At 29.5% G+C, this 25,845-nt stretch carries 25 protein-coding genes; 16 read left to right on the forward strand and 9 right to left on the reverse strand.

The window, feature by feature from the left end; translation table 11 throughout:
- The first annotated feature begins 27 nt into the window (after positions 1–27).
- From Q4487_RS07520 to Q4487_RS07595, 16 genes are all read left to right on the forward strand, one after another.
- Positions 28–186, forward strand: coding sequence for a hypothetical protein (locus Q4487_RS07520; RefSeq protein ID WP_303540451.1), 159 nt, complete (start codon positions 28–30; stop codon positions 184–186).
- Positions 187–272: 86 nt separating this feature from the next.
- A complete protein-coding gene (locus Q4487_RS07525; protein ID WP_303540449.1) occupies positions 273–1,328 on the forward strand; it encodes an ATP-grasp domain-containing protein in 1,056 nt (351 codons plus the stop codon).
- Positions 1,329–1,489: 161 nt separating this feature from the next.
- Positions 1,490–3,154 carry a DNA mismatch repair protein MutS gene (locus tag Q4487_RS07530; protein WP_303540447.1) on the forward strand — a complete coding sequence of 555 codons (1,665 nt, stop codon included), beginning with the start codon at positions 1,490–1,492 and terminating at the stop codon, positions 3,152–3,154.
- A gap of 150 nt (positions 3,155–3,304) precedes the next feature.
- Positions 3,305–3,763 carry a hypothetical protein gene (locus tag Q4487_RS07535; protein WP_303540445.1) on the forward strand — a complete coding sequence of 153 codons (459 nt, stop codon included), beginning with the start codon at positions 3,305–3,307 and terminating at the stop codon, positions 3,761–3,763.
- A 71-nt stretch (positions 3,764–3,834) separates the two neighbouring features.
- The gene (locus Q4487_RS07540; RefSeq protein WP_303540443.1) at positions 3,835–4,023 is read left to right on the forward strand and encodes a hypothetical protein; all 189 of its coding nucleotides are present in this window, start codon (positions 3,835–3,837) and stop codon (positions 4,021–4,023) included.
- A gap of 80 nt (positions 4,024–4,103) precedes the next feature.
- Positions 4,104–4,406 carry a DUF5031 domain-containing protein gene (locus Q4487_RS07545; RefSeq protein ID WP_303540441.1) on the forward strand — a complete coding sequence of 101 codons (303 nt, stop codon included), beginning with the start codon at positions 4,104–4,106 and terminating at the stop codon, positions 4,404–4,406.
- Positions 4,407–4,625: 219 nt separating this feature from the next.
- A complete protein-coding gene (locus tag Q4487_RS07550; protein WP_303540439.1) occupies positions 4,626–6,284 on the forward strand; it encodes a DUF3137 domain-containing protein in 1,659 nt (552 codons plus the stop codon).
- A 1-nt stretch (position 6,285) separates the two neighbouring features.
- Positions 6,286–6,834: a LemA family protein gene (locus Q4487_RS07555; protein ID WP_303540437.1), complete on the forward strand. Its 549-nt coding sequence runs from the start codon at positions 6,286–6,288 to the stop codon at positions 6,832–6,834.
- Between the two features lie 68 nt (positions 6,835–6,902).
- Positions 6,903–7,277: a cupin domain-containing protein gene (locus Q4487_RS07560; protein WP_100893982.1), complete on the forward strand. Its 375-nt coding sequence runs from the start codon at positions 6,903–6,905 to the stop codon at positions 7,275–7,277.
- Between the two features lie 113 nt (positions 7,278–7,390).
- Positions 7,391–8,326, forward strand: a complete 936-nt coding sequence (locus tag Q4487_RS07565) for a hypothetical protein (RefSeq protein WP_303540434.1) — start codon at positions 7,391–7,393, stop codon at positions 8,324–8,326.
- A 62-nt stretch (positions 8,327–8,388) separates the two neighbouring features.
- A complete protein-coding gene (locus Q4487_RS07570; RefSeq protein WP_303540432.1) occupies positions 8,389–8,877 on the forward strand; it encodes a hypothetical protein in 489 nt (162 codons plus the stop codon).
- Positions 8,878–9,106: 229 nt separating this feature from the next.
- Complete coding sequence (locus Q4487_RS07575; RefSeq protein WP_303540430.1) at positions 9,107–10,378, forward strand: site-specific integrase; 1,272 nt, start codon at positions 9,107–9,109, stop codon at positions 10,376–10,378.
- Positions 10,368–11,402: a hypothetical protein gene (locus Q4487_RS07580; RefSeq protein WP_303540428.1), complete on the forward strand. Its 1,035-nt coding sequence runs from the start codon at positions 10,368–10,370 to the stop codon at positions 11,400–11,402. Before Q4487_RS07575 ends, Q4487_RS07580 begins: the two co-directional genes overlap by 11 nt.
- Positions 11,403–11,495: 93 nt before the next feature.
- Positions 11,496–11,780 (forward strand): helix-turn-helix domain-containing protein, encoded by a 285-nt coding sequence (locus tag Q4487_RS07585; RefSeq protein ID WP_303540426.1) that lies wholly within the window; start codon positions 11,496–11,498, stop codon positions 11,778–11,780.
- A 10-nt stretch (positions 11,781–11,790) separates the two neighbouring features.
- A complete protein-coding gene (locus Q4487_RS07590) occupies positions 11,791–12,306 on the forward strand; it encodes a hypothetical protein (RefSeq protein ID WP_303540423.1) in 516 nt (171 codons plus the stop codon).
- Positions 12,296–13,555: a DUF3987 domain-containing protein gene (locus tag Q4487_RS07595; RefSeq protein ID WP_303540421.1), complete on the forward strand. Its 1,260-nt coding sequence runs from the start codon at positions 12,296–12,298 to the stop codon at positions 13,553–13,555. The genes Q4487_RS07590 and Q4487_RS07595 overlap by 11 nt, the downstream gene beginning before the upstream one ends.
- Before the next feature lie 121 nt (positions 13,556–13,676).
- Here Q4487_RS07595 and Q4487_RS07600 read toward each other — a convergent pair whose 3' ends face one another.
- The 9 genes from Q4487_RS07600 to Q4487_RS07640 form a co-directional block, all read right to left on the reverse strand.
- On the reverse strand, positions 13,677–16,796 hold the full coding sequence (locus tag Q4487_RS07600) for a type I restriction endonuclease subunit R (protein ID WP_303540419.1): 3,120 nt from the start codon (positions 16,794–16,796) through the stop codon (positions 13,677–13,679).
- A 13-nt stretch (positions 16,797–16,809) separates the two neighbouring features.
- Positions 16,810–17,820 (reverse strand): PIN domain-containing protein, encoded by a 1,011-nt coding sequence (locus Q4487_RS07605; protein ID WP_303540417.1) that lies wholly within the window; start codon positions 17,818–17,820, stop codon positions 16,810–16,812.
- 1 nt (position 17,821) lies between these two features.
- Positions 17,822–18,985 carry a restriction endonuclease subunit S gene (locus Q4487_RS07610; RefSeq protein ID WP_303540415.1) on the reverse strand — a complete coding sequence of 388 codons (1,164 nt, stop codon included), beginning with the start codon at positions 18,983–18,985 and terminating at the stop codon, positions 17,822–17,824.
- A complete protein-coding gene (locus Q4487_RS07615; RefSeq protein ID WP_303540413.1) occupies positions 18,982–20,487 on the reverse strand; it encodes a class I SAM-dependent DNA methyltransferase in 1,506 nt (501 codons plus the stop codon). The genes Q4487_RS07610 and Q4487_RS07615 overlap by 4 nt, the downstream gene beginning before the upstream one ends.
- Positions 20,488–20,549: 62 nt before the next feature.
- Entirely contained in the window at positions 20,550–20,873 is a 324-nt protein-coding gene (locus tag Q4487_RS07620) for a helix-turn-helix domain-containing protein (RefSeq protein ID WP_303540411.1), read from the reverse strand.
- 523 nt (positions 20,874–21,396) lie between these two features.
- Positions 21,397–22,041, reverse strand: a complete 645-nt coding sequence (locus Q4487_RS07625; RefSeq protein WP_303540409.1) for a DUF4276 family protein — start codon at positions 22,039–22,041, stop codon at positions 21,397–21,399.
- Between the two features lie 9 nt (positions 22,042–22,050).
- Positions 22,051–23,130 carry an AAA family ATPase gene (locus Q4487_RS07630; RefSeq protein ID WP_303540407.1) on the reverse strand — a complete coding sequence of 360 codons (1,080 nt, stop codon included), beginning with the start codon at positions 23,128–23,130 and terminating at the stop codon, positions 22,051–22,053.
- A gap of 235 nt (positions 23,131–23,365) precedes the next feature.
- On the reverse strand, positions 23,366–23,956 hold the full coding sequence (locus Q4487_RS07635) for a hypothetical protein (RefSeq protein WP_303540405.1): 591 nt from the start codon (positions 23,954–23,956) through the stop codon (positions 23,366–23,368).
- Positions 23,957–24,171: 215 nt separating this feature from the next.
- A complete protein-coding gene (locus Q4487_RS07640; RefSeq protein ID WP_303540403.1) occupies positions 24,172–25,680 on the reverse strand; it encodes a DUF5677 domain-containing protein in 1,509 nt (502 codons plus the stop codon).
- Between the last annotated feature and the right edge of the window lie 165 nt (positions 25,681–25,845).

The raw sequence follows: 25,845 nt of genomic DNA on the forward strand, positions 1-25,845 counted from the left end.
CAACTAAATAATGATAGCGGTAAAGAATTGAATCTACTTTTTATAAAAACGGATAATAAATTAGTATACAAACTTAAAGTAATTGGTGAATTTCCGCATAACTATATTGGTGCTAGAGTAACTGATTATTTCACTTTTAAAGAAGACAAATTTGAATTTGAAGATTGTGGTTACTTTGAAGGGTAAAACGTTTTACAAAAATGATTAAAAACATAAAGCGGTTTAAATTTAATTGCCTAAAACCCATACAAACAACCGCTAAACAAAAATAAATGAACAAAATAGCAATACTATACCAAGCTCAAATTACGCCTGTAAAAGATGGAATTCAAAAACCTATGAAACCAGGAGGTTATTCTGATAGCGGAGCTGATATTGCCTTTGAATTAATAAAAAACAATATTAATGTAATTACACCTGTGGAAAATCCAAATCAAAACAATGATAAAGATTGGGTTTTTCCTGATACAAAAATAGGGATTGAAGCGGCATTACAAAAGGGTGCAAAAATCTTTTGGCTAAATACCGTTTTATATAAACACCATAACATAGAAAATTACTTTAACAAAGGGTTAGATTTTGTAGGACAAACAACTAAATTAGTTGATATTTATGATGATAAAATGTTTACTAATAGTTTATTAAAATCTAATAATATTCCTATTCCTAAAAATGAATTAATAACTATAGAGAACTACAATAATTTATTGCTAGAATTGGAGTTTCCGGTTGTTCTTAAGCCCATTAGAGGAAGAGGTAGCCAAGGCGTTACTAAGATTGAAAACAGTAAAGAGCTCACAAACAACCTTAACAAAATATTTAAAAAAAGTAGCTACGGAAATGCTGCCTATGTAGAACAATATTTAAATGGACAAGAAATTACAATTACTGTAATGCCTCAGGGGAATTATGTAATCAACAACAAAAAAGAATATTTTAATAGGCCTTGGTGTTTGCCTGCTGTTAAACGATTTAATCACAATAATGGAATTGCTCCTTACAACGGAACCGTAGCTGTGATGGAAAACAGTGAAGTTTTAAGCGATAAGGAGTTGCAAACAACTGAAATCCAAGAAGTATATGAGCATTGTGTTAAGTCGGCCCAACTAATTGAAATAAAGGCACCAATTAGAATAGATTGTAGAGCTAACGGTGAAGGGAAATATTTTTTATTTGACCTAAATATGAAACCGAATATGACTGGACCATCTAGGCCTCATAGAAAAAAACAAGACAGCCTAACTTTACTTTCTGCAAGAAAAATAGGATGGAATTACTTTGATTTATTAAGTAATATATTGAATCAAAAATGGAAATTCAACAGCTAACAAAGTTTAAATATAATAGCTAGTTGTAGGCTGCTTACAAATCCCGAAACGTAGGGATTAGCAGATTTTTTATTTGGTTTGTATTTGCTAAATTGGTTTATGAAACACGCAATAAACCATATACAAACACGTAAACAGTTAAAAAACTAACCTTACAGAATATGAATTGGATTTTAGGAGTTATTATCATTTTAATTTTACTCTATCTTTTAAGTAATTACCGAAAGAAAAAAAGAAGAAAAAAAACTCTAAATAATTTAGTAAACAATTGGAGTAAACAAAAAAGCAAAGATGAATTTCATTTTGTATCAATAGAAAAATATTTTAATAATAACAACGAAAAAAAAGATACCTTTCATACCATATCTGATAGATGCGCAACTGATTTAGACATTAATGAAACTTTTAAAATAATTGACAGAACTTCTTCAAAAATTGGACAACAATATCTGTATTACAAATTAAGGTCAATTAAAAACAAAGATAAATTAAAGGATTTTAGTAATTTAACACTTCTATTTGAAGAAAATGAAGATTTAAGATTAAAAGCTCAATTAAATTTAACGAGTTTAAACTCTAATGATTCCTACTCACTTGAAAGTTTAGTTACATCACAACCAATTGAAAAACCAAAAATTATTTGGTTAATTTATACATTATCTATTTTATCAATATCTTTTATTTTTTTAGGTTTTTTCTTTCCTATATTTTTCATTTTCCTTATTCCTATACTTGCAACAAATATGGTATTTCATTATAAGAATAAGTGGGAAGTTTCAAATTATATTGATGGTGTAAGCCAACTTTCTAAAGCACTTGTTGTTTCGAAAAACCTTGTCAGTTATCCAAAAATTAAAAATCACTTTAACAACACTTCATTTATAAAAGAAATTGAAGCAATTAGTTTAAAAACAGCTTTTATAAGTTTTGAGAAAAAAGTTGATAATGAATTTGCAATTGCTTTTTGGATAGTAACAGAATTTATAAAAGTTCTTTTAAATTTTGAGTATATTATTTTTTATAGTTTTATTGATTCAATTACAAAAAGGAAAGAAGACCTTAAAAATATGTTTCATTTTATAGGCGAAATTGATTCTGCTATATCGACAGCTTCATTAAAAGCAAGTGAATATGAATTGTGTGAACCGAAATTTATAGAAGAAAAGGAATTAGTTGTAAAAGATATTTATCATCCATTGATTAAAAACTGTATAGTCAACAGTTTAGATTTATTAAATAAAAGCTTATTACTAACTGGTTCAAATATGTCTGGGAAAACAACATTTATTAGAAGTGTATCAATAAACAGTGTTTTAGCACAAACAATCAATATTTGTTTTGCAAAAGAATATGTTGCTCCATTTTTTAAATTGTATTCTTCAATAAGAATTACTGATGACATATTAGAAAACACAAGTTATTACCTTGAGGAAGTTTTAACTATTAAAGAATTAATAGATGCCTCTAACAGTAAAAATCCTTGTCTTTTTGTATTAGATGAAATTTTTAAAGGAACTAATACAATAGAGAGAATTTCGGGAGGAAAAGCTATATTATCATATCTTAATAAAGGAAATAACGTTGTTTTAGTTTCGACACACGACATTGAATTAACCAATATTTTAAATAAAGAGAATTTTGAATTATTTCATTTTAGTGAGTTAATAGAAAACAATGAGCTCACTTTTGACCATAAACTAAAAGAAGGAAAATTAAAAACTAGAAACGCAATTAAGATATTAGAATTATACAATTTTCCGAAGGAAATAATAGGAGACGCAAGAGAAACTGAAAAAATAACATTTGCCAATACCATATGTAATTAATTGCCTGTCTAGTGGCTACTTACAAATCCCGAAGCCTTGGCACTCTCGGAATATTCTATTCGGTTTTTATTTGCTAAATTAGGTACTTAAACTAGTAACTACCCAAAGCCTAACTGTTAGTAAATATTAAAATAAAACAATCTTATCCAAATGAAATATAGAAGTATAATTACATTCTGTTTGCTAATACTTTTGCTCCTGTTTGCATCAATGACTAACTCAACAGGCCCTTCCTATGTTCATGCAGAAATTAAACCTATTTCAATTAATAAAAAAGGTGAGATACTTTGCAAAACTCGTTTTACAAAAAACGAAATGGGCGCTTATAGTCCTATGAAAATAGAATATGGATTTTGCGTTATTACTAAAGATACAATTATAGAATTTAAAACAAAAACAATTAACCCTAGTCCTGAGGCTTCTTATTATGACCAAACAAAGTATTGGTATGATAAATTTGAATCTGAAACAAACCAAAAACAATTAGACGAAATAAAAAAAAGTATTCTTAAAAACGAATATGATTTCTCTTTAAATCAAATTGACTCTTTTAAAATAGATAAAGTAATGTCAATTTCAGATTTTGAAAAAACTAAAAAATATCTCTAAAAAATAATAAACAAAAAGCATTACATAACGCTTACAGCAAAGAATATTATAGTGATAAAAAGGTTCATTTAATGTATGATTTTGGAGATATTCTAATTTTTAACAATAATAATGATATTGATAATAATAAATTAGAACTAGAACTGGGAGCTGAATTTAACTACTATAATTCTTCTAATAGTTTAATTAATGATAAGGGTGAAAGTATAAACTTAGGGTTTGAAATTAATAAAGTGACAGGTATATTAATAGTCAAATAAAGAGTATAAAAAAATATCATATATAGCAATGTGGTAACCTTTAAATATTGCTTTAAACAACAATCTATATTACTCGAATAATGAAAATAGCAATTATAACATTATCTTTAGTTTTGTGTATTTCTTCTTGTAAACAAAAACATAAAAACACAGAAAAAAGTGTTACATCTGCTACCAGTCTGGAGATAGAAAAAAAAGAATTTAAGGCTATTATTGATTCTTCTAATGTTAAAGGAGCAATATTAATTTATGACTTAAAACAAGACACCTACTTTTTTGCAACCAATTTAGAGCCAAATAAAGATTTTGAATTAAATACTTTTATAAAAAAAAGAATGAATTTAACTCTTATGGCTTTAAAAAAGTTAAACGTTCTAAAATAAATATATCTATAGCTTAAGCCATTTTTTATGGTTTTTTTTAAGCCTTATAATACATATAATTTACTCTTAGTAAAAAATTTAAGAATTAAATTCGGTATTCTATTTTCTCATTAATAAAAACAATACTAAATTGCCCTACATAAATATCACCCAAAAATAAAGTATTTACGCACTAAGTATTTAATAAAAACCAACGTTTATTAGGCCAATTAAAGAATTATGACAACTACACAATTAAAACAACAACTGTTAAGCGCACACCAAAGAGATAAAAAACTTTCATTATTAGGTTTCATATTAATAATAGTTGCCATAGCAATTGTTGCAAGTTTAGTATACGTATATGCTTATGACGCTGTTGCCAGCTATATACAAAATATGCTAAAAGGAATTACAGACACTGCAAATAGTGACGAAACCCCTTTTTACTACAAATTAATTGTGCCTGCTATACTAGTTTCTATGTTAGCTGCACCAGTATTAAAGCTTATTGCCTTAACAAAAAGGCCTAAATTAATAGATGAACTTATTCTTAAAATTGATAATGGTACTATAGCATCTAACATAGACCAAAGAACTGTATATAAAATTATAATACCGCTTTTAAAAATTAACATAAGGCTAGCTCCTGTAGAATATGTTACCATAGTACTAGACCAAGATACCAAATACAAACCTTACGACTTACCTATTGAACCCTATGACATTCCAGATTTAAAGCTAATATTAAGTGGTGTAAACACAGAACAAATAAATAAAGCTTGGGATGAATTATACAGTACCAGTGAAAATAAAAACGAAGAAATAGAGTATCCACTAAAGCCTAAGGATGAATTTAAAAAATTTATAGATACTACATTATTTAATGAGATTAACCAGTTAGAGCAAGATAGAAACAAAGACAAAAAGAAGTACATAAAATACCTTATATTTTCTGTCATAATTGTTCTTATTTTCGGGGGCGGATATGCTTATCTACAGTTATCAAACACTCCATTTAAATCAGAATATATCATTTATGCTTTCTTTATAGCATTTGGACTTTCATACGCCTATATAATTGCTCTTAGCACTAGTAAAGTTAAACCAGGTACAGTTACAGTTGCTAATTCTAGTAATAGTTTTAAAACTAAAATTTTAAAACCGATGATTGACTTTATTAACCCCAATTTTCATTTTGTATTACACGGACATATTACCTTACCAGAGTTACTAGAAACTGGTCTATTGCAAAACAAACATTACATTATAGATGGCAATGACCAAATATTGGGAGCGCATAAAGGAGTACCTTTTCAGATGAGTGATCTTGATGTAGCATACCAAGAAAACTTTTCTAGTGAAAAAAGTGGTCCAGACCAAGTTTTTTATGGTCAGGCTTTTATTGCTAAATTCAACAAAAAATTTAGCTCAGAGTTATATTTAGTTCCAAAGAAAACTTCTAAAAAGAAGGTTATAGATTCTGTTTCTGAAACCTTAACACTAGGAATGGCAGGTACAAGAACCACAGATATAGATATGTATACTAGTTATGATTTTGGCTCTAAAGTAATGCTAGAAGACCCAGAGTTTTCTAAATTATTTAATGTGTATTGTAATGACCAAACTGAAGCTAGGTACATTTTAACTCCGGCTTTAATGGACAAAATAAAATCAATAGCCAATAGAACCAAAGGAGATTTATTTATCTCTTTTAAAAATAATAGAATATCAATCTTAAATAATAGCGGTTTAAATAATTTTGAACCTGGAAGATTTAAATCTTTAAGTAAAAATGACAATGAACTCTTATTAGAGTTTTATTCTAATTTACACAACCAATTATCAATTATAGACGATTTAAAATTAAACATTAACATCTGGAATAAAAACAATTAAAATGGGAGCAGGAATAATAGTAACATTAGTAGTACTTGCAGTTATAGTCATTACAATCATTTCAATTTTTAATAAAATGACAAGGGCCAAAAACCAAATTGAAAACTCAATTTCATCATTAGACGCATCCTATATAAAACGAAGCGACCTTATACCCAATTTGGTTGAAACAGTAAAGCAATATATGACTTATGAAAAAGGTACATTAGAAAAAATTACGGCGCTAAGATCATCAAAATCTAACTCAGACCCAGCAATAGAGAAAGAAGGAAGTCAGGCTTTAAAAAATTTAATGATACAAGTAGAAAATTACCCAGAACTTAAAGCAAACTCACAATTTACCAACTTACAGTATAGTTGGAACGAGTCTGAAGAGCAAATTGCAGCTGGCAGAAGATACATTAGTACCTCTATTACACATTATAACAATTCTATTAGCACATTCCCAGCAAATACTGTTGCTAAGCTATTTGGATTTAAAAGCTACCAATGGCAATATGCAACTAAAGAGCAACAAGAAAATATAAAAGCTAATGAATTGTTTAATTAAACAAAGTATTACCAATATTTATACTTAAAAATAAATTATATTGCTACAATCATTAAAAAGTATAAAAAATGGAACGATTTAGTAAAAAATTTATTACCACAAAGGATTTAGAATGGGAAGAACTTGGCGGAGGAGTGTCAAGAAAATTCTTAGGTTATGACAACCAAATTATGATGGTAAAAGTAAAGTTTAACAAAGGTGCACTAGGTGCTCCACACCAACACTTTCATACGCAAGCTACCTACTGTGTATCTGGTAAGTTTGAATTTGAAATTAATGGTGAAAAGAAAATTGTTGAAGCAGGAGATGGTGTTTATATAGAACCTAATCTACTGCACAGCGCTGTTTGCCTAGAAGAAGGTATGCTTATAGACACGTTTAGTCCTGTTAGAGAAGATTTCTTAAGCGGTGACGGTGTTTCTTATTTTGGAGATAAGAAATAACACTTAAAAAATGCTGTTATAAAAATAAACAGTACCTTATTATTAAAATTTCCGAAGCTTTGTTGCACGCGTTCCTGAGCTTCGGATTTTTTTTGGCTTATATTTAAAAAACTATGAAACAAATTATACTGTTATTAGCTTTAATTTTATTTTCAAACTTATTAAGTGGCCAATCTGAAAATGACATTACTACGTTTAGCAAAAAACTAGATCAATTTTATAATGTGCGCGATTTTTGCATTTCTAAAAACGGTAATGAAGCTTATTTTACAATACAGAGTCCTTCTGCAGAAATTTCTAAAATAGTAACACTAAAAAAAGAAGGCAACCAATGGTTAGAACCCAAACTACTACCTTTTTGTGATGAGTTTATGTATCTAGAACCTTTTTTATCTCCAGATCAAAATAGGCTATTTTTTGTATCAGACAGGCCTTTGGATGATACCACCAAACAAAAAAAAGATTTTGATATTTGGTATGTAGATAAAGATACCAAAAACAATAGTTGGTCTAAACCAAAAAACTTAGGCAAGTCTGTAAACTCTAGTTTAGATGAGTTTTACCCTACAGTAAGTAGCAACAACAATTTGTACTTTACAATGGCATCACCAGATGGCTTAGGTAAAGACGATATTTATTTTTGTGAGTGGAAATTAGGCGCATACCAACCTCCTGTTATTTTAAATGAAAATATAAATAGTGATGGTTATGAGTTTAATGCCTTTGTATCTAAAAATGAAGACTTTTTGTTATTTACAAAATACGACACAGCAGACGGTCAAGGAAGTGGCGATTTATACATTTCTAAAAAAGACAAAAATAACAATTGGGCTAAAGCCACAAACTTAGGTCTTCCTATAAACACAAAATACATGGAGTATTGTCCTTTTTATGATGAAGAAAACCAAAAACTATACTTCACCAGTAAAAGAAAAAATTTAAAACCACAAGAGTTTAAAACAGTTTTAGATTTTACAAACTACGTAAAAGAAGCCAAAAACGGTTTAAGTAAAATATATGTTACCACTTTAAAAATTCTAAAAAATTAAACTAAAAAAACATATGTGGTACAATAATTGGTTAAGACACACAGAACCAAAAATCTTATTTTATGAATAACTCTAAACTATTACTATTATCATTATTTATTTTAATAACTACAGCCTCTTGTAGTAGTGATGACGACGACGCCAGTCAAGAACTATACACACAAGAAGACTTAAGCATTATGCACAACAATAGCTCTAAAACCTGGCAATTAGAAGCATATTACAGTGATTATAATTACAAGCAAAAAAGTAAACAAAACGATTGTCTTGTAGATGATATTTACACTTTTAAACCAGACGGAATTATAGAAGTAGTAGCGGGATTAGAAAATTGTTACTACGGAGATAACGAAATTGCTGAAGCGGAATATCGTTTTTATGAAGATGAAGGGCTCTTATATATAACTATAATAAGAGGCGAAGTAACTGAAGATCTTGTCAAAACTACTTCTTTTTCCTTACATCTTATAGAGCTAACAGAAAACAGAATGGTGTTTGCTAGTGGAGACAAAGACAACTATAAAATATCTTTAATTTTTATAGCAGAATAAGTCTAAAAACTTAAAAAGCCTTGATATCACTATCAAGGCTTTTTTATTGTACTCGAGGTGGGAATCACTAGCGTTAATTTTGCAACAAAGGTAAAAAGAGCAAAAACAACTTAAACACCCTATAATTAATGAGTTTGAGTTATTCGAATTAAAAAATAAGTTAAAGAAGATTAAGTTAAATTCAATAGAATTAACTATTTTTCGGCAAAATATCGGCAAAAATTTAGTTGTGAATTTAAAATATTTCGTCATAAGAGGTAAAAAAAAATACGTTAGTATTTATGTACGTTTTTGGGATAGTAAAAGGATTGACCAAAAAACAAAAACTGGAATTAGCGTTAGTTTTGAAGATTGGTCAGAAAAAAAACAACGACTAAAAATAAAACCATCAGCAACAAATTTTGATTTTATAAACGATAAACTTAACAAGTTAGAAATCTTTATTGTTGACCAGTACAACCAAGATTATAGCAACAACAAAATTATTTCTAAAACTTGGCTCAAAGAAAGTGTTGCTAACTTCTTTGGGAGAGTAGATAAAAATGAAGAACACAAACTGTACTTCGTTCCTTGGGTACAGAGATATGTAAAAAATGCTCCTAATAGATTACATAGAGGGCAACAACTTAAACAAAGATCAATACAGAATTATAAATCAGTCCTCAATAAACTTGTTGCATTTGAGGCACATCAAAAAACTCAATATCGATTTGAGGATATAGATTTAGATTTTCACAGAGAATTTATTACATATTGTAGAGACATTGAAAAGTTAAATAATAACTCAATTGGTAATTTAATCTCTAGAATTAAAACTTTTTGTAGAGAAATAGAATTAGAAGGATTTAAAATTAACCCGCAATTCAAGAGTCCTAAATTTGATATCCCAAAAAATGAAACGTTTGATACTTATTTAAATGAATCTGAAATAAATAAAATTTACAACTTTGACTTTAGTTATTCACAGCGCCTTAACAATGCTAGAGACCTCTTCATTATTGGCCTTAGAACAGGATTACGTATAAGTGATTTATTGAAAATTGAAAAGAAAAACATTTTAGATAATGTTATTAATATAACAACTACTAAGACCAACCAAAACTTAACAATTCCGATACACCCGCAATTTGAAGCTATCCTTAAAAAAAGGAAAGGAAAATTACCTGATAAAATTTCAGATCAAAAGTTCAATAAATACATTAAGGAAGTATGCAAAGAGGCGAAAATTGATACACCTACCTATGGCTCTGGATTAAAAAAGAATGCTAAGAAAAAAACGCTAGGGATTTATCCGAAACATCAATTAGTTAGCAGTCATATATGCAGACGTAGTTTGGCTACTAACTTATTTTTAGAAGGATTTGAACCCTCAATAATTATGAAGGCTACAGGTCATAAAAGCACAAAACAGTTTTTAGTATACATTAAGGCATCAGAAGATGAACATATAAAAATGCTAAGCGATTATTGGAATAACCAAAATTTAATTAATGAAAAATAATTTTGAAGGAGTTCTTAAAGATTTAGAAATTAACTTTACAAAACTAACTAAGGAGGGTATTAAAATATTAATAGAAAAAAATGTAGTTAAATTTAAAAGCGAGTTAAGTGATGATGATAAATTTTACTGGAAACAAGTGAAACCTATTATCAGAAATCACTTTGGTTTTCAAGGAAAATTTTATGAATTAAACGACGTTATATACAACGAAATTTACACAAGCATAAAAAAATTAATTGAATTACCTAATACCATTAAATATAGTGTTGAAGCCTTACATTTCGAACTGAAAAAAACTCTAGATCGAGATTTATGGGCTAATATAATTAGAGAATCTTATAAAATTGAATATAAAAATTTTGAGAATAGGTTTACTTTAGAGGATGACGAGTATGAACTAAGATTTGAAGGTCTTTGCCTTGAGAAGACTAAATCTAAGGATTGGGTTAATTATATTAATCGTCAAATAATGTGTTCTCCAATAACAATCTATATATATTTGGTTGGAGGAATAAACAATAAAGATGAACTAAATTTAATTGAAAATATAATAGATGAAGAGGAAAGTTTTAATTACATAAACTATTGGAGATATTGGTTCCAATTAGAACGATACGGCTCGTACTGTGAAAAATTGATAAGCAAACATCAACTGAATATAGAAAATAAAGATATATACATCCCTAGTCCAAATTTATATAATGTTATACACAATATAAATCGTTTCCCTAAAGTCTTCAAAAATGCTTATAATTGTGAATTTCATATTTACCTTGTTTGCAAGTCCATCGATATGAAACCAACTGATTTCTCTTACTACTTCGACATTTTAAAAAGAGATGGTTTTTTTATACCCAAAATAGCTATTAAAGATTATCTGAATTTTATAAATAACGTTTTTCAACTTAACGAAAAAAGAATCAGAAAGGAATTAGCTAATAGAGTACACGCTAAAATTATTAAGCACATAATAAAATTAAAAGTCGAGTTTGACAATGAAATTGCCAGCATAAACAATAGCTAAAGTATAATCTGTTAAAAAATTTGCCAGATTACTGTCATTAAAATGGACTAAACTGCTTTTAAATTTGCCTTATGAATCAAAAATTATAAGGTAATGAAAAAACAAATTCTTCAAATTGAAAACACACAATCTTCGGATTTTATCCCTCAAATAGTTCTTGAATTAAAGAAGGCATTAGATGATGACAATAAAAATAATATTGACTCAGAAAAACTTCTTACAAGAGAAGAAACTGCTGAAATGTTGTCCATTTCTCTTGTTACTCTATGGAAATATTCAAAGGACAATATAATTCCTGCATACCGAATTGGTACTAAAGTGAGATACAAAAAGAGTGAAATCTTATTAGCTCTTAAAAAAATGAACCAATTTAAATAATCAGGAAATTATGAATCTTCACAATGCTATTATTAGTCTTAGCAAAAGACTAGAACAAAATAATAACCTTAGGGTAACAGATAATGATATTAAGGCATTCAACTGTATAATAAAATATGTAAATAAAACTATGGATAAAAACATATCGTTGAACCAAAGTTTTAAAAAATTATATACATATAATTTAGGACTTTTAGTGCAAAAATATGACACAACAATTGGTTGCTCAATACCTCATTCAGAGTTACATCAAATACTAAATACGCCTTACAATATCATATTAGAAAATTTTACCAGTGTAATTAATTACCAATATAAATATAAAGTGATAAAAAGGGCTGGTATAGACATTCATACACATCCAGCTCTTATCACAGCAGATGTTAAATTGACAAATTTAGAGAAATTAAATCCCATATTATCCCAATATAATTTTAAAGACCTCTTTTTAAAAGATGCTTGGGAAGCTGAAGAAATCGATGAGCTTATTACAAAACAATTAAATAATTTTATTAATGAGCTATAAAGAAATTGAGTCGGTAATAGAACCAAGTAATAAGACATTAGCGTTAGAACTCTTGGAAAACATAATTTCTAAGTTACCATCAGAAATCAGTCAAATAATTGAAGAATCATTCACACACAAGCGTATTCCAAAAGAATACTTATTTAGTTCTATATTGTTTGCTTACTGTAATGCCTCAGGTTTAGCTTTCAATATAAAGCATAGAGGATATACAAATTACAGTAACTTGTATTTTGCCCTAATTGGAAGTAGAGGAGATATTAAATCTCCTGCTATGAGCTTAGCAACAGCACCATTGAACACTTATGACAATGATAAGTACGATAACTATATAATGGAGAAAAAGGCTCTTGAATCTATTAGTATGCCTACAGAGCAAAATAATAGAAAACAATTATTAATACAAAATGCTACCATTGAAGCCGCAATGTATACCCATTGTAAAAATCCTTATTCGATAGGTATATATATTGATGAGTTATCTTTCCTAATTGAAAAAATGGCAAGTAAAAATAGTAATGAAGGCAAAGATTGGAGAACATTTTTACTTCAGGGAAATACTAACCACCATATAGACATTGCAAGAAAAACAACAGAAAGCTATAGACTAAAAAAATCTTGCCCTTCACTTTTAGGGTCAATACAAACTGAGTTTATTAATAAACTTTTTGCAGACGGCAATTTAGAAAGTGGTTTTATAGATCGTATTCTCTACACAACAAAATTAACTAATAACAACAAGTTATCTAGAAACAAAGTTTCAGATAAAGTAAAAATAAATTACAATGAGTCGCTGAACAATTTACTAACTTATCGATGCGCTATTGAAGATCAAAATACCTCTTTAGAAATATTACTAAACAAAGAAGCCGATGAATTAATCTACAATTACTTACAAAGGTTAATAGATGAGCAACTGATACTACCTGAACAGGAAAAGGAATACAATGCAAAAATGCAAATTAACATATACAAATTAGTTCTAATAACTCATCTTGTTAAAAATTCGAAAAACCAAAACTATCAATCAAAAATCACTAAAGAAAGTGTAGAACTCGCAATTTCAATAAATGAATTTTATTTTTTAAATTTTAAGACTATTCTGTCACATAAAGCAACCGAAATAAATGAAAAACATTTTTTACATGAATTAATCAAACGGGCTAAGAAAAATAAAGCTACGCAAACAGATATTACTAAAATTTTAGGTTTATCTAAAGGGTATGTATCAAAACTCTGGAATAGATAATTTGGAAACTGGAAACTGGAAACTCGATAGGAACTATCAAAACTTGCCTCTTTAATAAAAAAAAAGAATAAGAATTTGCTGAGCTCCGGTTATAGATATTGCTAACTATACTTAAAAAAAACTAATTTTTTCCAGTAAAAATTTCAGCCAGTAATTCACTTTGCAATAACACTTTATCAGCTTCCATTTTTGCCACATCTGGCGGATAACCGTATCTCATCAATATTTTCTTTACTGTCAATCTCAATTTAGCTCTTACATCATCTCTTTTACTCCAATCTACAGTTGCATTTTTTCTAATGACATCTACTATCGTATGAATCAATTCTTTCATTTTGTCATCATCCAAAAAGCTCGTTGAGTCATTTTGTTTTAAAACACTATAAAAAGCATATTCTTCTGGCGTTAAGCCTAAATCATCTGACTTACTATCTTCTAAACGCATTTCTTTAGCGATATCTGAAAGTTCCGCTAATACTTGTGCTGAATCTATTTGATTGTTATGATAACGCTTCACAACTGATTCTAACATTTCGGAGAACTTTTTTCCTTGTACTAAATTTTTGGTTTTACGAATACTCACTTCATCACTTAATAATTTTTTTAGGAGTTCAAAAGCAATATTTTTCTGTTGCATATTTTTCACTTCCAATAGAAACTCATCAGATAAAATACTCACAGATGGAGCTTCAATTCCAGCAGCATCAAAAACATCAATTACACCATCACTCGATAAGGCATCATCTACAATTTGCTTAATTGCGGTTTCTACTTCATAATCAGATTTTATTCCGCCACCTGTAAATTTATTTATCCGTGCTTTTACAGCTTGAAAAAATGCGACTCCGTTTTTAATAGCATCTGCATCTGGACTTGGAATTGACATTGCAAAAAGCTTAGATAATAAAGTCACTTCCTTTAAAAAACGTTCCTTTAGTTTTTGAGTAGTCAAAATGAAGTTTTGAGCACCTAATAATACTTGTAACTTTTGAGCTGTATCAACTTTGAAATAGGCTTTAAAATCAAAACCATTGAACATTTGTTCTATGATTTCAAATTTCTCTTTCATTCCTGCAATAGCTTCTTTTATATCTACCACAGGTGAACCTTCACCGCCACTTTGTAAATAGGTAGCCATTGCTTTTCTTAAGTCTTGACCAATACCAATATAATCTACAACTAAGCCTCCTGGTTTATCTTTGTAAACTCGGTTGACTCTAGCAATAGCTTGCATTAAATTTGCTCCTTTCATTTTTTTATCTACATACAAAGTGTGCATACTTGGAGCATCAAAACCAGTAAGCCACATATCACGTACAATCACCAATTTTAAATCATCATTGGTGTCTTTCATTCTAGTGGCTAAATCTTTTCGTTGATTTTTAGTTGTATGATGTGGTTGGAATAATTCTGGGTCGTCTGAAGTACTCGTCATTATTACTTTAATTATTCCTTTATCCAAATCGTCATTGTGCCAATCTGGACGTAATGAAATAATTTCATTGTATAATTTCACGCAAATATTACGTGTCATACCAACAATCATTGCTTTACCTTCAAATACTTTTTGTCGGTCTTCAAAATGGGTTACAATATCTATAGCAACATCTTTTAGTCTATCAGGATGTCCAACTACAGCATCAATTGTGGCAGTTTTCTTTTTTGCTTTTTCTAATTGTTCTTCTGTAGCATCTGAAATGTCATTGATTTCATCATCTAATTTCTTAGCTGTTTTTTCATCTAGTTTAATTTTAATCAAACGAGATTCATAACTTATAGGAACAGTTGCTCCATCATCAACTGCTTGTTTGATGTCATAAACATCTATATAATCACCAAAAACTGCTGGTGTAGATTTATCTTCTTTTTCTATTGGAGTACCTGTAAACCCTATATAAGAAGCATTAGGCATTGCATCTCGTAAATACTTTGCATTCCCGTATCTGGTTTCCATTCCTTCATCAGTTTCTACTTCACGAGCTTTAAATCCATATTGACTTCTGTGTGCTTCATCTGCTACTACTACAATATTGGTGCGTTCTGATAGTGTTTCGTAGACATTGCCTTCTGCTGGTGCGAACTTTTGAATAGTTGTAAAAATGACACCACCACCAGATACTTTTAATAGTTCTTTTATATGTTCTCTATTATTAGCTTGTACTGGTGTTTGCCTTAACAGTCCAACACAATTACCAAAAGTCCCAAATAGTTGGTCGTCTAAATCGTTACGGTCTGTAAGCATTACAATGGTTGGGTTTTCCATTTGTGGATGCGTTATTATCTGCCCACTATAAAACACCATTGATAACGATTTACCCGAACCTTGTGTGTGCCATATTACACCTACTTTTCGGTCACCATCTTTTGAATGTGTAGCTCTTAATGTTTGTTCAACTGCTTTTTGAACCGCATAGTATTGATGATAGGCTCCAACCTTTTTAATTTTTACTTGAGAAATTAAGCCAGTTTTTTCATCTTTCTTTTCTTCTTTTTCAAAAACGGTACAATATCTAATTAATTCTACTAATACTTTTTTATCAAGCATATATTCTGTTAGAATCTGTAATTCTGTTCTAACATCATTCGCTATTTCTTTAGGTGTTTTCCAAGATAAAAAACGAGTAAATGGAGCAGATACACTTGACGTTTTCGCATCTATTCCATCTGAAATAACACAGATAGCATTGTAGTAGAAAATACTTGGTACTGCTTTTTTATAATTCTGTATTTGGGTATATGCTTTCCGTATCGTTGCTTTCTCGTCTGTCGCACTTTTTAATTCTATAAATACTAAAGGCAAACCGTTAACATAGATAACTACATCAAAACGTTTTTCGTTATTATTTTCTTTAACTGCCAGTTGGTTCACTACCCAAAAACTGTTGTTTTCTGGATTTTCTACATCTAACAGGATTACATTAATTCCTTTTGTTCTTCCTTCTTTGGTGTATTCTACGGTTACGCCATTGGTTAATAATGAATGGAAACGTTCATTGTTTTCCATTATATCTTCTGTACCTAAGTTTATCACCTTTTGGTAGGCTTCTACTCTTGCCGATTCTGGAAGTGTTGGGTTTAGTTTTTTTAATGAATCTTTAAAATGATTTTCTAGTAATACCGAAGCAAATGATTCTCTTTGTGGAAACTCACTAATAGGAGAAATATCTGTGCCATTATAATAGGTGTAACCTTGACCAACTAATTGGTCAATTAAAGATTGTTCTATTGTGTTTTCTGTCATCTAATATTCTTTTTTACTCCAATAATTCACTTAATTGACTTCGATTCTCTTTTGAAAGGAGTTCTTTTTTCGCATCAAATAGTTCTCCTATGAATTCTTTTACATCTGTATCATCCATAATTCTACGGATTTCTTCATTTTCTATTGAAGCATTGAGAATAGCTTCAATTTCTTCATCAGAAAAATAATTTATAAAAGATGATATTTCGGCAATTCTACTGTGTGTATTTCTGAAGGAATTAGAGTTGATTAAACGTGTAATATTGCCTGCATATTTACTACGTAATTTTGTACTTGAAATTTCTCCACTATCAATCTCAACAACATAATCTTCATCATCAACATTAACTAATAATATTTTGTTGTCATTAATTCCGTACCAAAATTCCTTAATATTAGTTTCTGAAACATCAGGTGTAAGTTCATTATTTAGTTTTTCTAAAAAATAATCATCAGTAAATTGACTTATACTTTCTTGTTTAAATTCATCAAAAGTTTTTATAACAACAATATTATGATGTCTGTTAAATGCTTCTGCTAAGCGAATATCATCAGTACAAACAAATATTTTTTTATTAGGTATTTCCTGAAGATGCTCAAGAACAGAGAAATAAATAATTGCGTCTTTAAAGCCTTTATCCGTATTATCACCACCTTCAAATGGAGCCAATTTTTTATACGCCAAGTCTTTTATTTCTTCTAAAACTTGAAAGTCTTTTAAATCTATAACTTCAAAAGGTATTGTTTCTGTTGCTCTTAAATTATCAATGTATTCATCAATTTTAAATGACTTTGTATTTTCTTCTTTAAGACCAACTAATTGATGAAATGGGTTTACAACAAATTTATCTTGGTTACTTTTTAATTTAGTTCTCTTCTGTCTTATGGTCTCTTGAATTACAGCTTCAGGAATAACTATATCAGCAACTAGAGTAAACTTTTCTAAATCAACTCGATTCCCTAAGAAATTATTGATGTCAGTATTTCTCATTTTATTTGTATCAAAGACTACTTTTTCCTTCATACTATTTTATAAATTCTTTAATTCTAATTTCTCCACTCATTAACTTAGGTAACAATTCATTTCTTGTTTCCTTTAATGATTGAATTTGTTTAGAGTTATTATGTTTTTTATCAAATATATTTTGAAATAGAGAAGAAGCTTTCTCTAAAGAATCACTATCAGGGATAATAACCTCTATTTTTCTTAATTCCGACTGTCTAATACCTTCGACAGTAGAACCAGATGCTCTAGCCTGTAAAAGATGTTGGCCATATCTAGAAAATAAATAATGATACAAGTATTGAGATGTTATGTTCTCATTTACTCTAAGAGCAAAAAGTCTTTGTGATAAAATATATTTTTTGTCATCATTTATGTAATACATTTCGCCTAAAGGAGCTTCAGATGTTAAGAGAATATCACCTTTTTGTAACTCGTCTTTCATCCATAAATCATATAATGCTTCATCTCCAAAATTCATTGCATCTCGCCTTACAATTTTTCCTTTCTTTATGGTCTTAGCTGATAATGCTGGTATGCCTGATTCTGACCAATCCATACCTAGTTTTTTAGGTGTTTTTCCACGATAATCAATGATTATATCAACTAATTCTTCAATAGATAAAATCTTCCAATTATCAGGTAATTCATCACCAATTTGATATTTACCAAACCATTCTTTAAAAATAGTTTGTGCGGTGGTTTCTAAGCTTTTGTTTTGGGCTTGTAGGTTTTCTATTTTATCATCAAAAGCGGTTAGTATGTTGGCTATGGCTTTTTGTTCTGCTATGTTTTTTGGAGTAATTATTTCTAATTCTTTTAACAATGATTGGGTCAAAAGTGGTTGGGCTGCACCAATTGAAACATTGTTAAGTTTCATATCCTTCAACTTATAAAACAAGTATTTAAAATCCGAATTTTCATTTGGTTTTATTCCTAAAGCATTATCAGAAAGCCAAAATTTATTTTCTTCTTTAAATACATTTCCACAATATGCTCCTACACGTCCGATTATTATAGTTTCATTTTCATAATTATATTTATTACCATAGCTATGAATTCCATTTCCTCCATAAACGGGATAATTACCTTCACTTTTTGGACGTGTTTTACCGCTAAAAATACTTATTGAATCTCCCAGAGTCGTTGCCACCCAATTGTTTGGGATTTCATTGACACCACTCATAAACTAAATCCAATTTTAGAAAGTTGAGTAGCAATTTCTTCGTTAAGTTCCTGTTCCTTATTCATTTGTTGTTTTAAGGTTGCAGTTAACGTTTCCATTTTATCTTTAAAAGGAATACCATCCTCTTCTTCATCTTCAATGCCAACAAAGCGACCTGGCGTTAATACGTAGCTGTGTTTCTCTACCTGTTCAATTTTTGCAGCTTTGCAATAGCCTTTTATGTTTTGGTAATTTTCACCTTTCCTCCAATTTAGATAAGTGTCACGTATTTTAGCAATGTCTTCTTCAGAAAAATCTCGGTGTACACGGTCTTTCATAAAACCCATTTCTGAGGAGTCAATAAATAGAATTTCTTTACTTTGGTTACTTTTTTCTCTACGTAAAAACCAAATACAAGCAGGAATACCTGTATTATAAAAAAGTTGTTTTGGTAAGGCTACAATACACTCTACCAAATCATTTTCTACTAAGTTCTTACGTATGTCACCTTCGCCAGAAGTGTTAGAACTTAAAGAACCGTTAGATAAAACGGTTGCCATAACACCTTTTGGAGATAAGTGATAGAGCATATGTTGCATCCATCCAAAATTGGCATTTCCGTTCGGTGGTGTTCCGTGTTTCCAACGTCCATCTTCTTGTAAGATATCTACACCCCAATCCTTTTGGTTAAAAGGTGGGTTAGCTAAAATAAAGTCAGCTTTTAAGTCTGGGTGTGCATCTTTTAAAAAAGTTCCTTCGGTATTCCAAGCTACAAACTTGGAATTAATGTTACGTATGGCAAGGTTCATCTTAGAAAGTTTCCAAGTAGTTTGGTTGCTTTCTTGTCCGTAAACAGTAATATCTTTTATGCTTCTTCCGTGTTCAGTAACAAATTTCTCACTCATTACGAACATACCGCCAGAACCACTAGCTGGGTCGTACACACGACCTTTATATGGTTCTATCATTTCTACCATTAGTTTTACAATGGCTTTTGGCGTATAGAATTGACCTCCTTTTTTTCCTTCGGCATTGGCAAATTCACCTAAAAAATATTCATAAACTCTACCAAAAAGGTCCTTGGAGTTTTCGTTTTCGGCTTGTAATTCTGTATTTGAGATTAAGTCAATTAGTTCACCCAAAGAAGTTTTATCTAAGTTGGCTTTACCATAAACTTGTGGTAGTACATTTTTAAGTTCTTTGTTTTCTTTTTCTACCGCTTCCATTGCCTCATCAATGGTTTGTCCAATACTTGGCAATTTAGCTTGAGCGTGTATATGAGTCCAACGTGCTAGTTTGGGAACGAAAAAAGTGTTTTCGGCAATGTATTCGTCTCTATCTTCAGGGTCAGACCATTCGTCAGCTTCTAGTTTGTGATAGAGTTCTGTAAATGATTCTGAAATATATTTTAAAAACACAAGCCCTAAGACTACGTGTTTGTATTCCGCAGCATCAATGTTTTTCCTAAGCTTGTCAGCTGCTTTAAAGAGTTTTTGTTCAAAGGTGTTTTTGGTTTTTGCCATTATAATTTGCGCGGATATATAAAATTTTTGTAATTATAAGTAATATTAGTTCTTTTTGTATATTAAAACAAAGGATTTTTTATGAGATATCTATTAGCTTTCTCATTTAATTCTTCTGTTGTTAATTGCTTGCTCTTAATTAACCATTTATCTATATCCTGCTTGGAAAAAAATAATTTGCTTCCTTTTTTTATAACAGGTATTTTACGTTGATACACCAAACCATAAATAGTACCTTTTGCAAAGCCAAGGTAGTCTACCACCTCTTTTGTACCCATAAGTTTTAAACTAGAATTATTAACTTCATCCAGTTCATTTTGAATAGAATCTACTTTTGTTTCTATCAACTCTAATTTTTCCATAATTAAATCAAAAGGGTTTTCCATAAAAAAAAGTATTTAATTTTCAATGATGACTTTTAAAGGCATTGGCCATTATTTAACAGCACCATCCTTTTGCTTTATTCCATAACGGCTTTCAGTAATAGAGCTTAAATATAAAATTTGAATTTACAAGTCTTAATTTATGTCTATTACTAAACCTTAAAAAGATATTGTTGCTTACAAATTAGAACTGTTCTTTATCTATTACCAATAAATTGTATAGTTGGTATGCAATAGTTTACAAATGGTAAGTTTTGAAGCATATATATATATTTACCCTCCAGAAATATCTATGAAATTATAAATTTAGGATCAATAAAAGTTGCTACACGAATGGCGTGCTTTTACAAAGAAAAACATGTTAATCGTAGGTAGGAAAGTCGTGTGATAAGGCCTATGTTTATATATTATAAATAAAAAAAGCTCAAAGAACCAGTATTGGAATCTATGAGCTTACTGTAATAATGCCTCAAATTAACGAAGAATTTGTTTGTATTATCATCTTAGCACTTTGTTGGCAATTGGTTTATTCTGATAATTTTTCTATAATTTTTTGCATCCAATTATTAAATCGTGGGCATTTATCCATGATTGACTGAATATCTAACATTCCAAAAATCAATTCACTATCAGCAACCTTATCATATTTGAAAATTCTTTCTAGTCTTTTTGAAGGTGCATTCTCAGGATTACTGTTGATATCCTCTGGGTTAGGATATTCTTCTATAATATTTTCTATTAAAAGAAGTTTGTCGTCTTCATCAATAACTAATTCAAAACCATCTTTTTTCGCAAACATTAAAGCCTCAAGTTCATGTCTTTGTATATATGGGATTATATTTTCGTTATTGTCAAAATCTATAGATATGCCATCTTCAATTTCATTAATTAATTTCGAATCAATCGTAAAGTTGGGGAAATTGGTAGGAAGACGGAAAAAATCAATAAATGTTGTTATTATTACATTTCCTTGTGCAAGAACTCTGTTGATGTCATTTTTTAAATATTCATAATTGACTACTCCTCCTTTTTTATGCTGTTTTCGATTAGTTATAATGGTTTGAGTATTCATTGGATTTTTGAAACCAAGATTGTATAAATATGGAATGACCACATCATTTATGAAAATAACTTCAGTATCTCCCTCTACAATAAAAACTAATCTTTTCATTTTTATTATTTAAAGAGGTTGACCACCAAACACATTTTTACCCCATACATCCCCCAAACTATAATCTTCCAACCAACAATTTAATTCTTCATTATTTAATCGATGAAACACTGTTTCATTTTTTTCTCTATCAGCAACAATTATATCATTTGGTTCAAAATTATCTATTAAATTTATGGATTGAGTAGAAACAATAAGTTGAGTTTTATCGGTAACTTTTCTCATTAAACTCGCCAGTTTGTTTATAGCTACAGGATGTAAACCTAATTCGGGTTCATCAATTATAATAGTTTTTGGCGGTTCAGGTTGCATAAGCAAGGTAGCCAAACAAATAAACCTTAATGTTCCATCAGATAAATTATATGCATCAAAATAAGCATCATAACTACCCACTTCTTGCCATCTCAATTTAATTTGATTTTCATTTCTACCTGATGGTTCAAGAATAAAACCGTCAAAAAACGGTGCTATAGACTTTATAGTTTTTTCTATTCTTATAAAGTTTTTAGGATATGAATATTTTAAATGATATAAGAAAGCAGCAATATTAGATCCATCTTTTTTTAAAAAAATATCATCATCGATATTACTAAAACCTTTCATAGGTGAAGTATCACTAGTATCATGGAAGTGATATACTTTAAATTCTTTTAATCTGTCATTAACATAAAAAGCTTGACCATGGTAAGTATATTTAAACTGTGATTCAGTAATACTTTTTTCATAATTTTGATAATGCCATTTATATGATTTAAAGGCCGTATCAATTGATTTAATGTATAACGAGTCCTGATTATTTGCTAATTTTACTATAAAACGATTTGTATCTTTACGTTCGCTACCAAAATGGAAGTCAAAAAATATTTCTTGAGTATTCTTTTTACCAAAATGAAGAAAGCTATCTGCTCCTCCTTTGCGAATAACGTAGTCTGCTAGATTTTGCTCATAGATAGCTCTAACTAGGGAAAAAATAGATATAAAATTACTTTTACCTACTCCGTTTCCACCAATCAATATATTTAAAGACTTTAGATGAACGCTTTGCTCTCTAATTGATTTATAACCTTTAATATCAATTTTTGTAATCATACTATAAAATACTAAAGCAAATATAGTAAAATGGAACTTTGATTTGAAACTATTGTATGTTTATGAATTTAGCATAAGTAAAAAGGTAATTTAAACTTGTTTCTAAAGCCCTAAGGTATGAGTAATTACTTAGTTAAACACTAACTGCAAGTAAACACCAAACTAAAAATCAGTGAGGGTTATCAGAAATAAACGAGAAAAGTAAATTACTTATAGCCATTATTGGCAAACGTTTTTATTTTTTTGTTTCCGAATGACCAACTTTGGTTGAGTCCATTTCGTCGGTTTGAGACTTGGTTTGATAATCTACCTTGGTGTCGTGGGAATTATTTTGAGTTTGGAAAGTTAATTTTAATTCTTTTATGTTCAATTCCGTCCGTATTAATTTTAGTTCTAATTTATCTACTTTATCAGATAGCTTATTAGTTTCTGAAAATGACAACCAAAGAGAGATAATTGTTGCAAAAGCAATGATAATTTGAAAAAATCCAGTCGATATGTTGTTAAAAACACTTGAACCAAACAAAAGTCCCTCGTTTAATATGGATTTTGAAGAAAACAAAGTAATTCCTTCATCAGTTGCAAAACAGTATGGGTTTGTTAATTCGGACTCATTTTTTTTACAATACACTAACTTTTTATAATATAAATAATCTAATTGAATATTTACATCATGAAAATTTTCCTCTATGTTTTCACAAATCTGTTTAATAGTAAATTCCCATTGTTTTGATGGATTAAGACCACCATTTTTCATTCGTTCATTAGATAAGAACTCTAATATTTTCTGCTTAATCCTATATGATTTTGGTGTAAAGTATTTCATTTCTCAAATGTGGTAAAACGTTCATTATAATAAACGTAGGACAAGTGACAAGCACTTTCGTTTCGATTTATTACTTAGCTAAATATAAATATTTTGCTTTTATCTTTTCTACTATAAACGCCAAATTTTATATTTAGCGGACTTTATTAATATGCACAGAACTTTCGGTTTAGCAGAAACGCCCTATGTTTTTTATACCGTGTTAGTGGTAGTGCTTATTCCGCAGTTTCTTCATTTGGGAGTATATATTTTTTATAATAAACCATATACTGTTCCCAAATTCTACTCTCAATATCTAATAGTTTTTCTTTCAATTCCTTAACATCATCATCTTCAAAATCGTCAAGTGCACGAATAAGAAAATTACTAGCTAGAGGCAAACAACAAAATGCGGGAATGAGTCCAGCAAAATGATTTTTATTGTCATTATACCAATATAAACCGTTGTGCATTGGGTTAAAACTTTTTGCTAAATGATATTTTGCGATAACTTGCCATTGTCCGTGAACAACTCCAGAAGTTCGTTTATACAGAAAATAGTATTGGTTATCTTTCCCCCAAACTTCTTCTGCCATCTGGTCAATTCTCTTATCGAAAATATCACCACGTTCAGTTGCAACACTTATTTCTCTAACTCCAGCTTCTTTGATTGCGTCTGCAACCATTTTTTCAGCTTCTTTTTTCATTTTGTCGTCAATTGCTTGTTCTGCAATTTTTTGACCAAAAAATTTATCCCTACCGGTTGTGAAATCCCTAAATCTTTGATGAAGATTTATGTCTTTACGTTTATAAAGCCAACTACCAACAATAAATGATTCCAATGTTGTTCTAAATACAATTTCGGCAATCTCTCCTTTATGCGTTTCAACTAAATCTACGACATCGAACGTCAAATTACAGATTCGAGCTATGAAGCCCATATTTACTTCAGCTATAAACTTCGGATAAATCGAAAGCAAATTGAGCTCTTTGAATTCTGAATACAATTGTTTCAGTTCATCAGTCAATTTTTCGATTTTCATTTCTTTAAAGTTGTCTTCTTCCATTTTTGAATCGTCTGGTTTTGGCATTAATGGTGAGCGTACATAGTTATAGAGCCAAATAGATTCACATAATTCCAAATCTAAATATTCTGACTGTCCAATTGATGGTGGAAACAAAGACATTACTCTAGAAATATTTATGGGGTTCAATATTTCATCAATTTCATTCCAGTTGAAAATTTGGAAAGGGTCTTCTTGTCCAATATGTTTGTATTGAACCATTATATACTTACATAAAATTGAAATATCTGAACGACCGTCTAGAATCTCTTTATAGCCTATGAAAATAGTTTTTATGTCTGGTTTTAAATCATATTTAATTTTAAAGTCAAAGAGTTCAGAGTAAAAACCTAATATTTGTTCAAATCCTTTTTTAAATGATGTTTTGAAAATTATATCTAGAAGTTCTTTGTCTTCTTTTATCAACTTTACAGTGTGAGTAAGATTAAAATGAAATTTTTGTTCTAAATCAAATTTGTCATTTACATAATCAGCAATTTCAGCAAAGTCTTTTTTGACAGTTTTGTAGTAAAATTCATTAAGCGCGATTGATATGTGTAGAAATTCGGGTAATCTTTCTGACCAAGAAAATGGTATAATCATTCCAGGATAAGGGTCAAATGCCTTTTGAAATTCAGTTCGCGTTTGTCGAATTCGACTTCTTTTCTTTTTAGCTGACATTTTTTTCTTAATGATTTTTTTGCATTACCGCTAACGGTCTCGGCTATGGGCAGTTGGGGATTTACGCCTTAACTTTTTGGTTTAGCTTTGACCTTTGTTTATGTTCATACTTTTGTTTTATCACTATCGCCCCAATTGCTTATAGCCATTGTTAGGGGCTGGCTT

Origin of the sequence: Cellulophaga sp. 3_MG-2023 (assembly GCF_030546975.1) — a bacterium.
Taxonomy (GTDB): domain Bacteria; phylum Bacteroidota; class Bacteroidia; order Flavobacteriales; family Flavobacteriaceae; genus Cellulophaga.

Bases quoted from the DNA above. Each gene is read 5' to 3' on its own strand.
- Q4487_RS07525 (WP_303540449.1), top strand. From the start codon at position 273: ATGAACAAAATAGCAATACTATACCAAGCTCAAATTACGCCTGTAAAA.
- Q4487_RS07530 (WP_303540447.1), top strand. From the start codon at position 1,490: ATGAATTGGATTTTAGGAGTTATTATCATTTTAATTTTACTCTATCTT.
- Q4487_RS07535 (WP_303540445.1), top strand. From the start codon at position 3,305: ATGAAATATAGAAGTATAATTACATTCTGTTTGCTAATACTTTTGCTC.
- Q4487_RS07540 (WP_303540443.1), top strand. From the start codon at position 3,835: ATGTATGATTTTGGAGATATTCTAATTTTTAACAATAATAATGATATT.
- Q4487_RS07545 (WP_303540441.1), top strand. From the start codon at position 4,104: ATGAAAATAGCAATTATAACATTATCTTTAGTTTTGTGTATTTCTTCT.
- Q4487_RS07550 (WP_303540439.1), top strand. From the start codon at position 4,626: ATGACAACTACACAATTAAAACAACAACTGTTAAGCGCACACCAAAGA.
- Q4487_RS07555 (WP_303540437.1), top strand. From the start codon at position 6,286: ATGGGAGCAGGAATAATAGTAACATTAGTAGTACTTGCAGTTATAGTC.
- Q4487_RS07560 (WP_100893982.1), top strand. From the start codon at position 6,903: ATGGAACGATTTAGTAAAAAATTTATTACCACAAAGGATTTAGAATGG.
- Q4487_RS07565 (WP_303540434.1), top strand. From the start codon at position 7,391: ATGAAACAAATTATACTGTTATTAGCTTTAATTTTATTTTCAAACTTA.
- Q4487_RS07570 (WP_303540432.1), top strand. From the start codon at position 8,389: ATGAATAACTCTAAACTATTACTATTATCATTATTTATTTTAATAACT.
- Q4487_RS07580 (WP_303540428.1), top strand. From the start codon at position 10,368: ATGAAAAATAATTTTGAAGGAGTTCTTAAAGATTTAGAAATTAACTTT.
- Q4487_RS07585 (WP_303540426.1), top strand. From the start codon at position 11,496: ATGAAAAAACAAATTCTTCAAATTGAAAACACACAATCTTCGGATTTT.
- Q4487_RS07590 (WP_303540423.1), top strand. From the start codon at position 11,791: ATGAATCTTCACAATGCTATTATTAGTCTTAGCAAAAGACTAGAACAA.
- Q4487_RS07595 (WP_303540421.1), top strand. From the start codon at position 12,296: ATGAGCTATAAAGAAATTGAGTCGGTAATAGAACCAAGTAATAAGACA.
- Q4487_RS07600 (WP_303540419.1), bottom strand. From the start codon at position 16,796: ATGACAGAAAACACAATAGAACAATCTTTAATTGACCAATTAGTTGGT.
- Q4487_RS07605 (WP_303540417.1), bottom strand. From the start codon at position 17,820: ATGAAGGAAAAAGTAGTCTTTGATACAAATAAAATGAGAAATACTGAC.
- Q4487_RS07610 (WP_303540415.1), bottom strand. From the start codon at position 18,985: ATGAGTGGTGTCAATGAAATCCCAAACAATTGGGTGGCAACGACTCTG.
- Q4487_RS07615 (WP_303540413.1), bottom strand. From the start codon at position 20,487: ATGGCAAAAACCAAAAACACCTTTGAACAAAAACTCTTTAAAGCAGCT.
- Q4487_RS07620 (WP_303540411.1), bottom strand. From the start codon at position 20,873: ATGGAAAACCCTTTTGATTTAATTATGGAAAAATTAGAGTTGATAGAA.
- Q4487_RS07625 (WP_303540409.1), bottom strand. From the start codon at position 22,041: ATGAAAAGATTAGTTTTTATTGTAGAGGGAGATACTGAAGTTATTTTC.
- Q4487_RS07630 (WP_303540407.1), bottom strand. From the start codon at position 23,130: ATGATTACAAAAATTGATATTAAAGGTTATAAATCAATTAGAGAGCAA.
- Q4487_RS07635 (WP_303540405.1), bottom strand. From the start codon at position 23,956: ATGAAATACTTTACACCAAAATCATATAGGATTAAGCAGAAAATATTA.
- Q4487_RS07640 (WP_303540403.1), bottom strand. From the start codon at position 25,680: ATGTCAGCTAAAAAGAAAAGAAGTCGAATTCGACAAACGCGAACTGAA.